Annotated in this window: 10 protein-coding genes; 5 read left to right on the top strand and 5 right to left on the bottom strand. The window is 66.9% G+C overall.

What is annotated here, in order from left to right:
- Nucleotides 1-38 precede the first annotated feature (38 nt).
- From PDM29_RS02080 to PDM29_RS02095, 4 genes are all read right to left on the bottom strand, one after another.
- Nucleotides 39-3,575 (bottom strand): sensor histidine kinase, encoded by a 3,537-nt coding sequence (locus tag PDM29_RS02080; RefSeq protein ID WP_311192247.1) that lies wholly within the window; start codon nucleotides 3,573-3,575, stop codon nucleotides 39-41.
- An 83-nt stretch (nucleotides 3,576-3,658) separates the two neighbouring features.
- The gene (locus PDM29_RS02085) at nucleotides 3,659-6,853 is read right to left on the bottom strand and encodes a hybrid sensor histidine kinase/response regulator (RefSeq protein ID WP_311192248.1); all 3,195 of its coding nucleotides are present in this window, start codon (nucleotides 6,851-6,853) and stop codon (nucleotides 3,659-3,661) included.
- Nucleotides 6,853-10,305 (bottom strand): ATP-binding protein, encoded by a 3,453-nt coding sequence (locus PDM29_RS02090; RefSeq protein ID WP_311192249.1) that lies wholly within the window; start codon nucleotides 10,303-10,305, stop codon nucleotides 6,853-6,855. Before PDM29_RS02090 ends, PDM29_RS02085 begins: the two co-directional genes overlap by 1 nt.
- A 183-nt stretch (nucleotides 10,306-10,488) precedes the next feature.
- Entirely contained in the window at nucleotides 10,489-14,061 is a 3,573-nt protein-coding gene (locus PDM29_RS02095) for a hybrid sensor histidine kinase/response regulator (protein WP_311192250.1), read from the bottom strand.
- A 167-nt stretch (nucleotides 14,062-14,228) separates the two neighbouring features.
- Between PDM29_RS02095 and PDM29_RS02100 the strand changes: the two genes are divergently transcribed.
- Genes PDM29_RS02100 through PDM29_RS02110 form a run of 3 tightly spaced genes read left to right on the top strand, consistent with a single transcriptional unit; the run spans nucleotide 14,229 to nucleotide 16,059 of the window.
- Nucleotides 14,229-14,915: a YceI family protein gene (locus PDM29_RS02100; RefSeq protein ID WP_311192251.1), complete on the top strand. Its 687-nt coding sequence runs from the start codon at nucleotides 14,229-14,231 to the stop codon at nucleotides 14,913-14,915.
- Nucleotides 14,912-15,484 carry a cytochrome b gene (locus PDM29_RS02105; RefSeq protein WP_311192252.1) on the top strand — a complete coding sequence of 191 codons (573 nt, stop codon included), beginning with the start codon at nucleotides 14,912-14,914 and terminating at the stop codon, nucleotides 15,482-15,484. Before PDM29_RS02100 ends, PDM29_RS02105 begins: the two co-directional genes overlap by 4 nt.
- Nucleotides 15,485-15,486: 2 nt before the next feature.
- Nucleotides 15,487-16,059 carry a YceI family protein gene (locus tag PDM29_RS02110; RefSeq protein ID WP_311192253.1) on the top strand — a complete coding sequence of 191 codons (573 nt, stop codon included), beginning with the start codon at nucleotides 15,487-15,489 and terminating at the stop codon, nucleotides 16,057-16,059.
- Here the strand turns inward: PDM29_RS02110 and PDM29_RS02115 are convergent.
- A complete protein-coding gene (locus tag PDM29_RS02115; protein WP_311192254.1) occupies nucleotides 16,028-16,282 on the bottom strand; it encodes a glutaredoxin family protein in 255 nt (84 codons plus the stop codon). The genes PDM29_RS02110 and PDM29_RS02115 overlap by 32 nt on opposite strands.
- Nucleotides 16,283-16,378: 96 nt before the next feature.
- Between PDM29_RS02115 and PDM29_RS02120 the strand changes: the two genes are divergently transcribed.
- Complete coding sequence (locus PDM29_RS02120) at nucleotides 16,379-17,761, top strand: L-serine ammonia-lyase (RefSeq protein ID WP_311192255.1); 1,383 nt, start codon at nucleotides 16,379-16,381, stop codon at nucleotides 17,759-17,761.
- 82 nt (nucleotides 17,762-17,843) lie between these two features.
- Entirely contained in the window at nucleotides 17,844-18,842 is a 999-nt protein-coding gene (locus PDM29_RS02125; protein ID WP_311192256.1) for an alpha/beta fold hydrolase, read from the top strand.
- Nucleotides 18,843-18,985: the final 143 nt, after the last annotated feature.

An 18,985-nucleotide genomic window follows, 5' to 3' on the forward strand; every position in this document is an offset into this window, starting at 1 on the left:
TGAGCGCTGACATTCCGCAGCGCACCAACGGTGCGCTGCTACCGGGAGCCTTCCAACAACACCCGTGCAATCGCCGCTTCCAGCAGATCGGCCGTAATCGGCTTGCGCAGGAACCCACTGAATCCGGCCTCACGCACCTGGTCCTCGATGCCGGGATCGGTGCGCGCGGTGACGGCCAGCAAAGGAATCTGGTAACCCTGGTTACGCAGGTGGCCGGCCAGCTCCATCCCCCCCAGGCCCGGCAGATCCAGGTCAAGCAGGGCCACGTCGAACGGCGATGCGCTGACCTCGCGCAGCGCGGCCAGTGCGTGCAGCGCGTGTTCGACCTGATGACCGCGCGCGCCCAGCAGACCGGTGATGACGCTGGCTACGGTTTCATCGTCCTCCACCAGCAGGATCCGCAGTGGCGGCAGCGGCTGTCCCTGCACCACCCCACCTGCACCCGCCACGTCGGCCACAGTGGCGGACTGCAACGGCAACGGCAGGGTCACGGTGAAACGCGTGCCTACCCCCAGCTGGCTGTCCACGCTGATCTGGCCCTGCATTGCCAGCGCGAGCTCGCGACAGATCGCCAGTCCCAGCCCACTGCCGCCGTACTGGGCAGCAGTGCGCGCGCCATCGGCCTGCTCGAAGCGGCGGAACAACCGTTCCTGCTGGTCACTGCTGATACCCGGTCCGGTATCAGACACTTCCAGGCGCAGTCCGCGCTCGGGTGCCAGCGCGCGTACCGTCAGACGAACCTCGCCCTGGCGGGTGAACTTCACCGCGTTGCCCAGCAGGTTGAGCAGGATCTGGCGCAGGCGCAGGGCATCGCCAACGGTGCAGATGCCTTCCGGCAGTGAATTGTCGACGACGAACCGCAGTTGCTTCTGTTCGGCGAGCGCGGCCATCAACGTGCACACATCGGTGATCAGGGGCTGCAGCGGGAACGCCTGCTGCTGCAACTGCAGCCGTCCAGACTCGATGCGAGCCAGGTCCAGCGCATCGTTGACCAGATGCAGCAGATGCTCCCCGGCGTGCCGGATCGATTCGGTGTAACTGCGCTGCTTTGGATCAAGCGGCGAGGACAGCAGCAATTCGCTCATGCCCAGCACCCCGGTCATCGGGGTGCGAACCTCGTGCCCCAGATTAGCCAGGAAGCGGGTCTTGGCAGCCGACGCCTGTTCGGCCAGTTCCTGCTTGTGCAGGGCCAACTGATACGCGTGTCGGCGCTGCAGGCGACGCCGGTACAGCCAGGCAAACAGGCTGAGCAGCAGCAGGGCCAGCGAGGTAAGCACGAGCAGACCGGAAAGGCTGCGCCACCACGGCGGCTGCACCCGGAAGTCCAGCGCCTGCACGCGCGACCAGACCAGATCCGCCGAACGCGCCTGGACCTCCAGCCGATAGCGACCGGGCGGCAACCGGGAGAACACGCGCTCGCCGCCCGGCCCGACTTCCACCCAGTCCGGGTCATAACCCGCCAGACGGTAGCGATAGTTGTTGGAAGACGAATCGGCGAACGACAGCAGGCGTGCGACGATGCGCAGGTCGCGATCGGCGTCGGCAATTTCCAGCGGGGCCAGATGGGTCAGGTCGAGCACCCGTTCGCCACGACGCACTTCGACCCGCTCGATCACCAGCGGCGCGCGACGCGACGCGGGACGCACCTGATCTGGATCGAACAGCACCACCCCGGCCGGGGTGCCACCCACGATATGCCCACTGGCGGTACGCACCAGGGTATTGGGGCGGAACTCCTGGCTGGGCAGACCGTCATGCACGCCGTACTGGCGCACGTTGGCGTGGACGGTGTCGACACGGATCAAGCCGCGTGCGCTGGCGGCCCAAACCACGCCCTGCGCATCCACGGCCAACCCGGTGGCCGCAAGTTCGGGATAGCCATCCGCCGCCCCGACCAGGGCCAGCCGTTGCAGCTGTGTACCACTCCAGCGATAGCGGCTGAGCCGTCCTTCCTCGGACACCCAGACCGAGTCGTCATCCGCCACCGCCATTGCATGCACGCCGCGCTCGGGCCCACCGGGCATCGGCTCGAAGCGCTCACGCGTCGGCACCCACTGCATCAGGCCCTGGCTGGTCGCCAACCAGAGGTGGTCCTGCGGTCCACACAGTACCCCCTGCACCATCTGCGCGCTGCCGAGCCCGGCCTGACCGGAAGTTGCCTCCCGGACGACCCGCCCATCCAGCGTCCGCTGCTGCACAGTGCCGGCGGCAAACGTCCACAGGTGCGCTGCGTCGCAGATCGCCATGGATTCAATCACGCCCGCCGCCGCAGGGTTGTCGGCGTCGTCATGTCCCCAGCGGCGCAGGGAACGATCACGCGGGCCGTAGCGCACGAGCGCGCCGCTCGACCCGATCCAGACCTGGCCCCTTGGATCTTCAACCACCGAACTGAGCCAGTTGATTCCGTCCACCCAGGTGCGGTGCTGTTCGACCCGTCCGGTAGCCGGGTCGAACTTGTCCAGCGCACCATGGGTGCCAACGGTCCAGACACCCCCGTCCGCAGCAGCCGCCAGCCCCAGCACATAGCCATTGCGCAGCGACGTAGGATCGTCCTCCAGCCGCGACAGCACCGAGAACTGCCACCACCGCGGCAGCAGATGCCACAGCCCACCGTTGGTGCTGGCCAGCCAGATGCCGCCCTCGCGGTCCTCGTACGCTCCCGCCCAGTTCGGTCGCACCTGCCCTCGCGCCAGCGCGCTGTACAACGGCACCTGCTGGAACTGATTGTGGTACGCACGCCCCAGGCCCGACCGCGTATCGAGCCAATAGCCTCCCTGCTCGTCACGCAGCATCATGCCCAGCACCTGGTCACCTTCGGTGACCTTCCACGGAGCCGGCTCGAAGCGCCCATCCGGACGCCGCACTGTCACGCCGCGGATCGTGCTGATCCAGAGGCTGCCGTCCAGTTCGGAGGTCAGGCCGTTGATGGCCTCTTCCGGCAGGATGCCCGGTGCCACGCGTTCGAAGTCCTTGCCGGTCCACCGCGCCAGGCCGGCCTTGGTGCCCACCCACAGGCTGCCGTCCACCGTGGTCGCCATCTGCACCACCGACGCCGACGGCAGACTGCGCGCATTGCCCGGCTCGGGCATGTAGCGGGTCATCGCACCGCTGGCCGCCAGCCGGTACAGCCCGCCCAGGTAGGTCCCGAACCACACAGCACCGTCCGGTGTGGAGGTGATCGACCAGATCGTGTTGCTGCCCATCATCGGGTGGGTGCTGCGGTCATAGAAGCGCAGTTCGCGGCGGTCCGGCGACATCATCGCCAGGCCCGCATTTTCGGTTCCGATCCACAACTGGTTGCGTGCGTCCACGTGCACGCTCCACACGTGGTTGTCGCGCAGGCCGTCCTCGGCGCGCCAGATCCGGTAATTGCGGCCGTCAAACCGGGCCAGGCCGTCGTTGGTGGCCAGCCACAGGTATCCGTAGCCGTCTTCGGCCATGCGGTTGACCGTGTTGGAAGGCAGCCCGTCGAACACGGTCAGCTGCCGCGGGGTCGGCGGCACAGGCTGGGCCTTCGCCCCAGCTGGCAGGAACGCCACCATTACCAACAGGAGCAGCCAACGCAAGGGCACCACCAACGGATCTCCTGAAGCCAACCGGGAATGCCGCCCTCCCTGTCGCAGGCAGCCCACTCTGCCATGGTAAACGGTTAGTTCCGCTACGACGAACCGCCGTCCTCCAGCACCTGCTGCAAAGCGTGCTGGACATCGTGTGCACTGGCTGGCAGACGCAGCACGCCGGCCGCATGGGTCGCCCCGGTGGCCGACAATGCGGCATCGGCGCAGGCGCAATGGTCCACTCCGACCAGGATCGGCACCCGGCTTCCCCCGGCCCGGATCATCTCCAGAAGGGCCAGCCCGCCGACGCCAGGCAGGTCCAACGCGAGCACCACCAGATCCAGCGTGTCTGCCTGGAGCTCGGCCAGCGCCGCCAAGGCGTGGCTGACATGGATCACCTGGTGCCCCTGCGACTGCAGCAGTGCGACCTGGGCCTGCGCGGAAACAGGGTCGGCATCGACCACCAGAACCCGCATGCCGGCCGCCACGCCCACTGCAGGCAGTGCCAGGCTGATGAGTACGCTCCAGCGTCTTGCCCCGGTCGCATGAAGGCGCAGGCTTCCGCCCAACGCTCGAACCAGACCCTGGGTGTCGGCCAGTGCATCATTGAGCGCCTGTCGCGACGGCGTGGGCACGGCCATTGAGCGGTGCCGACCTCCGCCGCGGCTGCTCCCGGCGCTCTGCGCGGCGGTCGTCGACACCTCCAGCAACAGCCGTTCGCGGCCAGCCTGCCACCACACCTGCAGCACCAACCCGGAACACGCGGTGCGTGTCACCAGGATGTCAGCGACGTCATCCAGCAATTGCATCAACCGAACCGGATCTCCACAGGCCTGTGCGTCTTGGCGCACGTGCAGGCACACCGCCACACCGGTGCCGCGAGGGCACAGCCCAAGCACGCTGCGCGCCTGCCAGCGCCGACACAACGCGTCGATGCGCATCGCCTGCGCCTGCAGGGGCATGCTGCCCGCTTCAATGCGGGCCTCATCGAGGGCGCGATTGAGCACGTGCAACAGGGTCTGTCCTCCTTGCCGGACCCGCTCCAGCTGTTGCCGCTGGGGCGGGGTCAACGGTGACGCCAACAACAGTTCACTCAGCCCCAGGACGCCGGTGAGCGGAGTCCGTATCTCGTGGCCCAGCGTGGCCAGGTACTGTGCCTTGGCCTGGGCAGACTGTTCCGCAGCTGCCCGGCGTTGTGCTGAGCGTTGACGTGACCGCACCCGTTGAAGCTGCCGCCAGGCAGTACCCGCAGCCGCGCTTACCAGCAAGACGCCCACCCCCAGGCGCAGGCCGGACAACAGGGGGTGATGCCACGCACCGCGCTCGACCACCAGTTGCACCCATTCGCTGCCGGACCAATGACCGTCTGGCTGACGAGCCTGGAACTCCAGGCGGAACTGCCCCGGCGGCAGGTGTGGGAACCCCCGCGTGCCGCGCCGGCCCACCCGGATCCAGTCCCGATCCATACCCAGCAGACGAAAACGATACTGCTGGGTTTCCACGCCGGGTCCCAACCGCCGTACCGTGATCTGAATGTCGCGATCACCCGACTTCAGGTGCACGGTGGGACGCGACTGCACCACCTGCAGGCGGCCATCGCGGTGCACCTGCACCCGTTCCATCACCAGAGCGGGCGGTACGGTCGGGCTCGCAAGCCCCAACGGATCAAAACGGATGCCGTCTCCGTTTTCGTCGAGCGCCAGCATCTGCCGCCCCTGCGCCAGCAACCGCGCAGACAGCAGCTCCGCCGGCACGCCATCGGTGCGTGTGTACAGGCGCACCCCGCCCTCGCGCGGCTTTATCTGCAGCAATCCGCGTGCACTGGTTGCCCACAGCGCCCCGTGGGCGTCTGCAGCGATGGCCCGGAACCGCAAGGGTGGCAAACCGTGGCGATCATCGATACGCACGCTGTGCTGAAGCGCGCCCTCGCTGATGCGATAACGCCGCAGCACACCGGGGCCCGCGACCCACAAGGCACCGTCGTCGGTCACATGCAGCGCGTTGGCTTCCTCGGCGCTGGCGGAGGTCGACAGGAATCGGCCCGCGACCCAGCGGCGAACGCCTTGCGCGCCGCCCCACCAGAGTCCGTCACTGCCGTCACAGTGCACGGCCTGTGGCCCTGAAGGTCGCACGTGATCGGCGTCATCCCACGCCCAGCGCTGCAGCGTGGGAAGTGCGGTCCGGTGCTGCTGGATCGCCCCCGCATCCAGGGTCCAGCGGGTGCCGCCCGGGCACCGCAATGCAAACGACTGCGTTCCCTCAAGCCGCACGTTGGACAAGGCGACGACGCTGGCATCCGGAACGGACACCGGGCGGAAGTCCTGCCAGTGTGGCGGCAGTCTCCAGACACCCAGGTAGCGACCCAGCAGCCACAGTCCACCGTGACGATCTTCGAACACGCTGCGGAATCGGGGAGGCAGCGGCCGGGTCAGCGCGGCCAATGGGAGGTCCGGCGACACGTCACCCTCCCGCCAGACCAGCGCGCCGTCGGCCAGCCAGGCTTCACCACGCCGGGCCACACCGAGCGCGCGCGTGCTTGTCGCAAGATCCAGCGGTTCTAGGCGCGCTGCACTGTCGGCTCGCCACGGGCCGGCGGCCCCGCCCACCCACAAACGTCCCGTACCATCAACCAGCAGGGCCGAGACAGGAGCCTTGGCCAGCAACGCAGGCGATGGCATGGAGAATCGCCCCTCGTGCCATCGCGCAAGTCCCCCTGGAGTGCCCACCCACACACTGCCATCCGCGCTGCGCACGAGGTGCTCGATCACGCGGTCGGGGACGCCGTCACCGCGGACGGTCGGCAGAAACTGACGCAGTCGACGGTCGACGCCCAGCCGGAACAATCCCTGTCCCTGTGTACCGAACCAGACCTCTCCGTCGTCGCCGGGCAAGACGACCAGCACCGGGGCACCTCCCATGCTGGGAAAACGCCCGGCGTCGAAGCTTTCGATCTGCTGTCTGTCCGCAGAAAACCGCACCAGCTGGCCCTGGCCGGTACCAAGCCACAGCTGACCTTCGGCGTCCTGCGCCAAGGCCAGCACCCGGTTGTCCGGCAGCCCCTGCTCCCGGCGCCAGATGCGGAAGCGCCGTCCATCGTACCGGGCCAGCCCATCGTCGCTGGCAAACCAGAGGTACCCGTGGCGGTCTTCCAGAATGGCGTGAATGACGTTGGAGGGCAGGCCATCGGCAGTGGTAAAGCGACGCGCATTGGCCGGGGCCGCGTGCGCCTGGGTGACGCCGCCGAGCTGCACCAGCGCCCAGAGCAGGCACATCCAGTAAGCCAGGCCTCTTCTCATCACCGTCTCCGACAGCGTTGCAGTGCCGCCTCCAGTCGTTGTGCCGTCAGCGGCAGTCGCAGGAACAGATCAAAGCCGGCCGCCAGTATTTCGCGCTCCGCGCACGCGTCAGCACGCGCGCTCAGCGCAAGCCGGGTCACGCCCGGCCACAACCAGGGCAGTCGTCCACTCAGCCGCTCACCACCGACCAGCATGTCGGGATCTGCCGCGATCAGGTCCCACGGCCCTGCATCCAGATGTGTCAACCAACTGTCCATGTCATCCACCCCCACCACCTGATGCCCGTTTGAACGCAACAGCGCGCACACCACGTCGGCAACGCTGGCCGACGGCAGCAGCACCATGATGCGCAGGCTGCGTCGCACACACTGCCCGGCCGGTTCCTCCGGTGCGCTGCCAATTCCGGGCACCTGCTGCCATGGCAGGGTCACGGTCATGCGTGTGCCCCGGCCGGGTTCGCTGTCCACGTCGATATGCCCTCCCATGGCCTGCGCGAGGTCGCGACAGATGGACAGGCCCAACCCGCTTCCGCCGTACTGTGCAAGCGTTCGGGCGTCCTCGACCTGGGTGAAGCGCTGGAACAGCCGGGCAACCTGGGGGGCGGACATGCCCTGTCCGGTATCAGCAATGCAGATCACCAGGCCCTCCCCGTCCCTGCCCGTACCCGCCGTCAGCACGACCTGCCCACGCGTGGTGAACTTCAGCGCGTTGCCGAGGAGGTTGAGCAGTATCTGTCGCAGTCGGCGCGCGTCGCCCAGCAGCACCTGCCCGGACCGCAGTCCGCTGCTGCAATGCAGAGCGACGCACTTTGCCTGGGCGACCGGCATCAGCAGCGCGTGCAGTTCATCGAGCAAGACCTCGAGACTGAACGGAGACATCACCCGGTGCAGTTGGTTGGCTTCGATGCTCGCCACATCCAGCGCGTCGTCGGTCAGCTGCAGCAGATGCTGGCCGGCCTGGTGCAGGCTGCCGAGCTGGGTGCGCTGGGTGGGGGAAAGTGGCGACCGCAGCAGCAGTTCACTCCAACCCAGCACCGGGGTCATCGGCATGCGGATCTGGCGCCCCAGGCGCGCCAGGAAACGAGTGCGCTCCAGCGATTCCAGTTCGGCGGCGTCGCGGCACCGCCTTGCCTGGTGACGCGCCTCCCGTGCTGTCTGATGGGCATGGAACAGCCGCCCCAGCGCCATCACCAGCGCGACACCCAGCAGCGCCAGGACACATCGCCCGGCGGGCGTCTGCCACCATCGTGGGACCACCCGCAGATGCAGTTCACGTACTGCCGACCAGGCACCGGCGGCGTGCCGGGCCTGGACCAACAATACGTGGTCTCCTGCGGGTAACCGCGCAAAAATGCGCTGCCCTACCGGGCCGGTATCGACCCATGCGGGATCCTGTCCCAGCAGACGGAACCGGTGCCGGATCCGGTCCGGATCGCCGCGTCCGAGCAGCGTCACCGCAACGCGGATGTTGCGATCAGCGGTACTCAAGGAAACCGGTCCGTCGGCGATCGGCACGCTCATCATCCGGTCGTGCCGGCGCCGGGTCATGGCATCCACCACCAGCACAGGCACCGCGGGACGCAAAGGCAGCACGGCGGGATCAAACGCCAACAGTCCGCCTTCACGGACCGCCGCCACCAGGGCACCGGACCCCAGGCTTACCAGCCGTCGAGGCAGTACCTCCTGCGCTGGCAATCCGTGCGCAACGCCCAGCAGGCTGACATCGCCGCTGCCTGGATCAACGCGGATCAACCCACGCGTCGCGCCCGCCCAGACCACGCCGGCGGCATCCACCGTCAGTGACGCCGCCCGCAGCGTCGGGTAGCCCTGATCGAGTGAGATCCGCTGCAACGGCTGGCTCATCTGCGAAGACAGGCGGTACTGTTCGAGCGCGGCGTCGCGCGTCACCCATACGCTGCCATCGTCGCCTTCAGCCAAGGCGAGCGCAGCGCCGCCGTCGGCCGGGCCAAACCGTTGGAACTGGTCGGATGCCGGATTCCAGCGCATCGGGCCTCGCGGATCAGTCACCCATAGGCCGCCATCACCGGTACATAGCAGCTGGCGCCCCTGGTCCGTGCGGCTCAACCCCAGCTGTTGGGCGGTTGCCCGGTGAAACTCCCGCCCGTCCTCCGTCCACCGTCGCACCTCGCTACCTGCCGCCAGCCAGACCCGGTTCCGTTCACACACCTGCAGGCTGTAGGGTGCCGCCTGTGGCAGATCCAGCAGCGTCCAGTGCTGCGTGGCCTGGGAGGCGGGGTCGTAACGCAGCAACTGTCCAGGTCGTGCCAGCCACACCCGTTCCTGCGCGTCTTCGACCACGGCGACAGAGGTGGTCTGGTCCTCCGCCTGCGCGAAGTGCACAGGGTGGGACACGTCGCCGTTGCGCAGATCCAGCCGTTGCAGCAGGCCATCCGCACCGGCAACCCACGCGTGATCGCGACCTGAGGCCGCGAGTGCCAGCACGGGATGAATGCCGTACTGCTGGGTGAAGCGACCCGGGGTGGGCAGCAGGGTGAACTGTTTCCAGTGCGCCGGCAGCCACCACAGACCGCGGTGCTCGCTGACCCACCACAGGTTTCCCTGGCGGTCCCGCAGCAGTTGACGGATCTGCACCGGTTCGCGCGCATCGCGGATGTCCGGCCGCAGGCCCACCGGATGTGTCATGCCCTGCCGTTGCCACTGCAGGGTGGTTCCGGCCTGCTGCCAGACCACGCCATCCGTGTCGCGCAACAGGGTCCGCGCGCGGTGCGGCCCGGCTATGACCTGACCGTCCGGGTTCAGCCCCCAGGTCTGTCCGCCCGCCGTGATCTCGATCCCCCCCGCTGGATCGACCCACATCGACTGCATCGGCGCGCGCGCATCCGGACCCAACGGCATCCAGCGGAAGTCCCCACCGTCGCTGCGCCACAACCGGGTACCCGTGATTGCCCACACAGCGCCATCGCGATCCACCTCGATCTGGCGCACGCCGCCGTCACCGAGTGGCCGCCGCTGCCAGACCTGCGATGTCGCTTCCTGCACATAAAGATCCTGATCGTCGCCGATCGCCCAGACCCGGCCGTGCGTGTCGCTGATGACCTGTTTGACGCGGCCACTGCGCACCGCTGCGGGTGCGGCGGCGTCGGGGCGTTCAAACGTGGTGCGGTCCACACCGAGCATGGCCAGTCCCTGGGTCGCGGTCGCCAGCCAGATGCGGTCGGCTGCATCGATGTGGACATCCAGCAATTCGGGGTCTGGCAGCCCCTCGGCCTGATGCAGGATCCGGAAGCGCTGGCCATCGAAGCGCAACAGACCGTCACTGCTGGCCAGCCAGAGATAGCCCGTGGCGTCTTCTTCAAGCGCCCGGATCTCCGGCGTGGGCAGACCATCGGCCTCACCCAGTGCGCGTGGCCATGGCAGCTTCAGCACGCTGGCCGACAACAGCGGCGGCCAGCACAGAAGCAGCAGACACAATGCATTTTCCAGAAGCCTGGATGGGGCTCCTCGCGGGCGCACCCGCACTTACCGCAGCGACGTAGATTTCATCGCATGGAAGATAAATCCATGCGCCGCCGGCAGCATCGTCGACGGCGCGGCATTGCCGTTTCTTTGCGAGTGACACCATCTATCGATTTAAACCATTCTGGTAGATGGCGTCTATCGGTCAAGCGGCTCCGACATGCGTGCGTGACGCACCGCGCGCGCCTGTGCAATGGCCTCGACCAGCAGATCGCCGGTGACCGGCTTGCGAAGAAACCCGTCAAAGCCCGCAGCCAGTACCTGCTGCTCGGCGTAAGCGTCCGAACGCGCGGTGACCGCGACCAGTGGCAGGGAGTACCCCATTGCGCGCAATTGACTGGCAATGGCAACGCCGTCCAGCGCGGGAAGGTCCAGATCGAGCAGCCCCACGTCAAAGGCATCAGAAGCTATCTCCGACAACGCAGCCAGTCCGTGCATCACGTGCACGACCGTGTGTCCCCGGGTACGGAGCAGACCCAGAATGACCTCGGCGACGGTGGCATCGTCCTCCACCAGCAGAATGTGCAGCGGCGGCAATACGGCCTGCGGGCCATCTTCCGGCCGCACGCCGGCGGAACGGGTGGTCGACGGGCTCCACGGCAGCGGCAAGCTGACGGTAAACCGCGCCCCCTGGCCAGGCTGACTGTCGATGTGGATGCGTCCGCCCATCGCTACGGCCAGTTCCTGGCAGATGGCCAGCCCAAGGCCGCTGCCACCGTAACGCGAGGCGGTGCGCGGACCATCCGCCTGTTCGAAGCGGTGGAACAGACGTTGCTGCTGGTCCAGGTTGATACCCGGCCCGGTATCGGACACCTCAAAGATGACGCCCAGGCCATCCTCGGACAGTTCCGTCCCCAGCCCCACATGGCCGTGCTCGGTGAACTTGATGGCGTTGCCCAGCAGGTTCATCAGAATCTGCCGCACCCGCATTTCGTCGCCGCTGACCTGGATCGGACCGGGCAGGTTGAAGCTGCGCTCGAACGCCAGTCCACGCTGGTGGGCCATGGGCTCCATCAACGTTTCCACCTGCACCAGCATCGACATCAGGTCGAACGGGCGGATGTCCAGCTCCAGTCGCCCTGCTTCAATCCTGGCCAGATCAAGGGCGTCGTTGACAAGGCGCAGCAGGTGGGTGCCGGCATGCTGGATGGACGCGGCATAGCTGCGCTGCAGTTCATCCAGCGGTGTCGCCAGCAGCAGTTCACTCATGCCCAGCACGCCGGTCATGGGCGTTCTGACTTCATGACCCAGCGTGGCCAGGAACCGGCTCTTGGCCTGGGACGCCTGTTCGGCAATCTGCTGCTTGTGCACGGTGATCTGCCATTGCTGGCGCCGGCGCAGGCGGGCGCGGGCAATCGCGGCCGCGCCCAGCATCAGCAGCAGGCCCAGCACCAGATACCCCAGCAGCGCGGTATTGCTGCGCCACCAGGGCGGCTGCACGTGCACGCTGATGCCGCGCGAAGACGTCCACTCGCCCTGCGCCGCGGCCGCCTGCACTTCGATGGTGTAATCGCCTGCTGGCAGGCGCGACAGCAGGCGTTCGCCGCCCGCGCTCTGCATCACCCAGTTCTGGTCATAGCCGTCCACGCGGTAGCGGTAGCGGTTGCCCAATGGACTGGCGAAGGACAGCAGGCGTGCGGTGATGATCAGGTCGCGATCATCGGGCCCGAGCTGCAACGGCGCATCGACCGGCAATGACTGCTGTCCCTCGGCATCGTCGCGGCGTACCTGGATGTTGTCGATGACCAGCTGCGAGGTGGGCAGGACCAGATCGGCCGCATCCGGGTCGAATCCGGTCAAACCGGTCGCAGTCAGCGCCAGCACACGCCCCCGGCCCCCCTGCACCGGCGGGCGCCCGCTGAACTCGATATCAGGCAATCCATCGCGTTCGTTGTACAGGCGCAGACGCCGCTCATGCGGAAGCCAGCTCACCAGCCCCCGCGGCGTGGTCGCCCAGACCTGTCCTGCCCTGCCCAGGGCCAGACCACCGATGGACACCGGCGGCATTCCCTGCGCGGCCCCCACCCGTTCGCGCAGGGTCATGCTCAGGCCATCCCACTGGTAGCGCTCCAGCGCCCCACTGCGTGCCATCCAGACCTCCGCCTGATTGACCCAGACCATGTCGAAAATCTGGCCGTGCGAGACGCCCGCGACCGGCTCGAATCGATCCTCCTGCCACCGCAGCAGCCCCATTTCGCCCATGATCCACAACTGACCGCGAGCGTCGAAGCCCATCTGTTCGATGGGGCTCTCGGTGAGGCCACGGTTCTCGTCGATGCGGATGGTCTGCAGCAGGTTGCCATTGGCGTCGCGGCGCTGGATGCCGTAGTTGATGATCGAGATCCAGATGTCGCCGTTCGGTGCCTGGCGAATGATGTCGATGCGTTGGCGCACATCCGCGCCGCCGCCCAGCTTCCATTCCTGCAGCGCGCCGGTGCGCGGCTGATACAGCCCAAGTCGACCGGCACGCCCCAACCAGAGCGCGCCATCAGCGCGAGGCAGCACCGACCAGATGGCACCCACGCCCAATTGCTTCTCAAAGGCGATCTGGCGCAGGCGGCCGCTGCGGTCCAGTTCGTAGATGCCGTGCGCACCCACGACGTAATACGCGTCACCTGCTGCCGCAGCATTGAGCAGGTACAGGCTGTCCATCGGCTTGCCGTCGAGCTGGTACCACGTCGAGAAGCGCTTCCAGTCAGGCGGCAGATAGGCCAGGCCTTGTGACAGGGTGGCCACCCACAGGCCGCCTTCATGGTCCTGCAGCAGATCGAGCACGCCGCTGCGTTCGGTCAGGAAACCACTGCCGGCGTCCCCCGCCAGCAACCACGCCTGCAGTGCATCGCCGCGATACAGCCCGTCGGCGCTGCCCACCCAGTAACCGCCATGACGGTCGTGCAGTACGATGGCAGACCGCACATCCGGGCCCAGTCCCCACGGTGCGGGGCGCGCCGTGCCATCGGGCAGAATCTGGAACAGCCCGCCTTCCGTCCCTGCCCACACCGAACCATTGCTGTCGCGGGTCAGGCGGATGACGCTTTTGCCGGCCAGCAGCTCGGGCGCGATGCGGGTCAACCGCTTCCCGTCCCAGCGGGCCACGCCACTGCCGGTTCCGATCCACAATTGACCGTCCGGTTCGCTCACCATGGAATAGACGGTGTCGTCGGGCAGACTGTCCGGATCAGCCGGATCGTGGCGATAGCGAACCAGCTGCCCGTTCTCGTCGCGCCGGCACAGACCGTAGGCGTTGGTACCGATCCACAGGGCCTTGCCGGTATAGGCCAACGACCAGAACTGGCCTTCACAGGCCGCGTCAACGTCATGGAAGCGCCGGAAACGCTTGCGCGCCGGATCGAGCATGCTCAGCCCGCCGCCATTGATGCCGATCCAGACCCGGTCGAACGGATCCACGAGCAGGCTCTCTACTTCATTGCCCGCCAGGGAGTCAGGGTTGTCCGGCTCGTTGCGCCAGACACGCAGCCCTACCCCGTCGATGCGTGCCAGGCCATCATCGGTAGCGGCCCATATGTAGCCCTGACGGTCCTGCGCCAGCGCCAGCACCATCCGCGAAGGCATGCCTTCGGCGGCACCCAGCCGGCGCAGTCGCGGTGTTTCTGCCGATGTCCCTGCGGCCCACAGCACGCCCGGCAGGAGCAGCAATGCCCATGCCAGCACCACGATGCCAGCCCGCCAACCGCGCGTGACCCCCGCCATCGAATCCTCCCTGTACCTGAAGATTGTCACACAGCCGCAGCCGTTTAGTCCGGTCACCGGCATGCGGCGCTGCGGCCGCAATGGCACCACGAACTGTTGCAGCCATGGTGCTGCCAGCCATCACGGCGCTGCGCGTATGATCGGCCACGTTCATTCCGGAGGTCGCCGTGCCCTTGCGCCTGACACTTGCCCTGCTGCTCGCTGCTGCCCCGATCGCCGCCCTTGCCGCACCACAGACCTGGCGTCTGGACCCGGTGCACACGCGGGTGCTGTTCGCCGTTGAGCATGCAGGCTTCTCCCAGGCGCTGGGTACGGTGTCCGGCAGCGAAGGCCAGCTGCTGTTTGATCCGGACGACTGGACCGGAGCCCGTCTGTCCGTCAGCGTACCGCTGCAGCGCCTGGACCTGGGCGATGCGAAGTGGAACAAGGCGGTGATGGCCGGAAACCTGCTTGATACCGACCGTTATCCCGATGCGCGGTTCGTCTCCACGCGGGTGGAGGCCATCGATGCCACCCACGCGCGGGTGTTCGGCCAGCTGACACTGCGCGGGGTCACCCAGGACGTGGAGCTGGCGGTCACCGTCAATGCGGTCAAGCGCCATCCGATGCCGCCGTTCCGTCGCACCGCAGGTTTTTCCGCGACCACCACGCTCAGCCGCAAGGCCTTTGGCGTGGACGCCTGGCCGTCGATGATCGGCGACACCGTTGAGCTTCGGATCGAAGCCGAGGCCGTGCGCGACCGCAACGCAGACGATGTGCAGGACACACCGTCCGACAATGACGGCGGAACTCCGCCGCCACCGCAGGACTCTGACTCATCTCCCACCCCACCGACCACGAAGCCCACGCCATGACCCTGAAGAACACCCCGCACCGCTGGGGCGGCGTCAGCCAAGGCCTGCACTGGCTGATCGCCCTGCTCATTCTGACCCTGGGCATCGTCGGTTTGACCATGGGCGAACTGCCGAAGACGCCGAAGTATTTCTGGGTGTACACCGCGCACAAGTCGCTGGGCATCACCGTGCTGGCGCTGGTGGCGCTGCGGCTGGGCTGGCGTTTGTATGCGGGTGCCCCAGCACCGGTACCGGGCACGCCCAGCTGGCAGGAGCGCATCGCGTCGGTCACGCACTGGCTGCTGTACGGGCTGATGTTCGCGCTGCCGCTGTCGGGCTGGATCTATGACTCCGCCAGCGGCCTGCGGCCGTTCCGCTGGTTCGGGCTGGTCGATGTGCCCAAGCTGGTCGCGCCGGATCCGGGTGCCCGCGACATTTCGCATGCCATCCACGAATGGGGCTTCTGGCTGCTGATCGCCGTTGTGCTGGCACATGCCGGTGCGGCGCTGTACCACCACTTTTTCCAACGTGACGCCACCCTGGCGCGCATGCTGCCGCAAGGCTGGCTCACTTCCCCCCAGAAGGACTGACGATGACCATCAAGCTCACCTCTCCCGCAGCGGTTGCCGCTGCCCTGGCCGGCCTGATGGCCGCCACGCCGGTGCTGGCCGCCGATTACGTGCAGGCTCCGGGTGCTGGCTCACACTTGGCCTTTGCCACCAAGTACGACGGTGAAGTGTTTACCGGCAGCTTCCCGGGCTTTACCACCACGGTCAGCTTCGATCCAGCCAACCCCGCCGCAGGCAAGCTGGACGTGACCATTCCGCTGGCCCGGGCGGTCAGCGGCAACAGTGACCGTGATTCGACCCTGCAGGGCGCGGACTTCTTCAACGTGGCCAAGTTCGCAACCGCCCGCTATACCGCTTCCGGTTTCACCAAGACCGGCGAGAACGAATATGTCGCCAAGGGCACCCTTGAACTGCGCGGGGTGAGCAAGCCGGTTACCTTCACGTTTGAATGGAAGGACGGTGCCAACCCGGTGCTGAAGGGCAAGGCGACCGTGAAGCGCCTGGACTTCGGCGTGGGCGGCGGTGACTGGGCCGATACCAAGACCATTCCGGATGAGACCGCGATCAGCACCGTAGTGACGCTGAAGGCGAAATAATGCCGGGAGCCAGCCAGGCCAGCACGGTGGCCACATCAAACGGCCAGTCCAGTTCGCGCCCCTGGCCGTCCCGCAGCACCGGCACCCGGCTGCCGTAGCGGGCCTCCAGGCCGGGATCGTCGTCGATGAACACACTGTCCAGGCCCGCCACGCGGGCCTGCGCCAGCACCGCCAGGGCCTGGTCGCACAGATGACAGTCGTCGCGCTGGAACAAGGTAAACACCGGCCCACCCGTGATTGGAATTGTTGCGCCGCAGCCAGGGTCGCTGCCGGAGACAGCATAGAATAGCGCTCCATCCGTACCCGCAGTTTGGCAATCATGGCTGTCAGCACGTTCGACGTTTTCAAGATCGGCATTGGCCCGAGTTCCTCGCACACCGTAGGACCGATGAAGGCCGCCGAGCGCTTCGTGCACCGCTGGCTGCTGGACCCGGGTTGCCTGCAGGACGTGGTGCGCATCCGCGCCGACGTCTACGGATCGCTGGCGCTGACCGGGCGCGGGCATGGCACCGACAAGGCCGTGCTGCTGGGCCTGGAGGGCCAGCGCCCGAACCTGATCGATCCGGACATCATTCCCGACACGCTTGAACGCATCCGTAGCAGCAAGCGGATCAGGCTGATGGGCACGCATGAAATCGCCTTCGATGAAAAGCGCGACCTGGGCCTGAACAAGCGCCAGAAGTTGCCGTACCACACCAACGGCATGCGCTTCACCGCGTATGACGCGCAGGACCAGGTGATTGCGACCCGCGACTACTACTCGGTAGGCGGTGGCTTCGTGGTCAACCAGGACGATGCCGCCGACGATCGCATCGTGCCCGATGAAACCCCGCTGCCCTACCCGTTCAAGAGCGGTGACGAACTGCTCGCGCAGACCGCCCGCAGCGGCTTGAGCATCGCCCAGCTGATGTTCGAAAACGAAAAATGCTGGCGCAGCGAAGATGAGATCCGCGAGCAGCTGCGCGAGATCTGGAATGCCATGCAGGCCTGCGTGACCCGGGGCATCCGCCAGGAAGGCACCCTGCCCGGCGGGCTGCATGTGTCGCGCCGCGCGCCGGCACTTTACCGGGAACTGTCGTCCAAGCCGGAAGCGGCAATGCGTGACCCGCTGACCACGTTGGACTGGGTCAATCTGTACGCGCTGGCAGTGAATGAAGAGAACGCCGCCGGCGGACGCGTGGTCACCGCCCCCACCAATGGTGCCGCTGGCGTGTTGCCGGCCGTGCTGCATTACTTCGACCGCTTCTGCCCGGGTGCGAACGAGCAGCGGGTGTTCGACTTCCTGCTGACCTCGGCGGCCATTGGCATCCTGTACAAGGAAAATGCCTCGATTTCGGGTGCGGAGGTCGGCTGCCAGGGCGAAGTGGGCGTGGCTTGTTCGATGGCCGCCGGCGGACTGGTAGCGGCACTGGGCGGCAACCCCAGCCAGATCGAGAACGCGGCAGAAATCGGCATGGAACACAACCTGGGCCTGACCTGCGATCCGATCGGCGGCCTCGTGCAGATTCCGTGCATCGAACGCAACGCAATGGGCGCGGTCAAGGCCATCAATGCATCGCGCATGGCGATGCGCGGCGACGGCAAGCACAAGGTTTCGCTGGACAAGGTCATCAAGACCATGCGCGACACCGGCCGCGACATGCAGGACAAGTACAAGGAAACCAGCCGCGGCGGGCTCGCGGTCAACGTCATCGAGTGCTGACCTGACCCGCGTCGTGCCGGGCACTGTCCGGCACGATGCGGCGCGCGCGGTTATGCTCGGGGATCTTTTCCTGGAGACCGCCATGCGCATCCTGGCCGCCGCCCTGCTTGCCTGCCTGCCCCTGACCGCCCTCGCGGCCCCCACCTACGACGCCCGCCTGCAGGGCTTCGACTACGGATGGCCGGTCAAGACCTTTACCTTCGATTCGCAGCGGCAATCGCTGGAAATGGCGTACCTGGATGTTCCCGCCAGTGGCCGGCCCCTCGGCACGGTGGTGCTGCTGCATGGCAAGAACTTCTGCGCCGGCACCTGGAAAGAGGCGATCAGCGCACTCAGTGCAGCCGGTTACCGGGTAATCGCACCGGACCAGATCGGGTTCTGCAAATCCAGCAAACCGCTGCGCTACCAGTATTCATTCGGTCAGCTGGCCGCCAATACCCAGGCCCTGCTGACCTACCTGAAACTGGACGGGACCAAGGTCGACCTGGTCGGCCATTCGATGGGCGGCATGCTGGCCACGCGCTTCGCGCTGCAGTATCCGCAGCAGCTGCGTCATCTGGCGCTGGTCAATCCGATCGGACTGGAAGACTGGAAGGCCAAGGGGGTGCCGTGGCGCAGCGTGGACGCCTGGTATGCCAACGAACTGAAGACGAACTTCGACTCAATCAAGAAGTACCAGCTGGAGGTGTACTACGGCGGCGAATGGAAGCCGGAGTATGAGCACTGGGCCTTGATGCAGTCCGGCATGTACGCCGGCCCCGGCCAGCAGGCCGTGGCCTGGAGCCAGGCGCTGACGTCGGACATGGTGTTCAACCAGCCGGTGGTCTACGAGCTGCCGAACCTGCGTGTGCCGACCACGCTGTTCATCGGGCAGAAAGACCGCACCGCCATCGGTCGGGACTTGGCTCCGGCGGCGCTGAAGGCCACACTGGGCGACTACCCCGCGCTGGGCAAGGCCGCCGCCGCGGCGATTCCCGGCGCGACGCTGGTGACCTTCGATGAGCTCGGGCATTCGCCGCAGGTGCAGGACCCGGCGCAATTCAACGCGGCATTGCTAAAGGCGCTGGCCGCGGGGAAATGACGCCGCAGACGGCATCCGAAGATCCGCCGGGCGAACGCCCGGCGAACAGCGCAATCATCCTGCGCACGTAACAATTCGTAGTGACACGCCGTGCGTGTCAACCGCGCGCAGCGCGGCACAAGCGTCCGAAGCCGGCGATCCGG

It is taken from the genome of Stenotrophomonas oahuensis, from assembly GCF_031834595.1.
Lineage (GTDB): Bacteria > Pseudomonadota > Gammaproteobacteria > Xanthomonadales > Xanthomonadaceae > Stenotrophomonas > Stenotrophomonas oahuensis.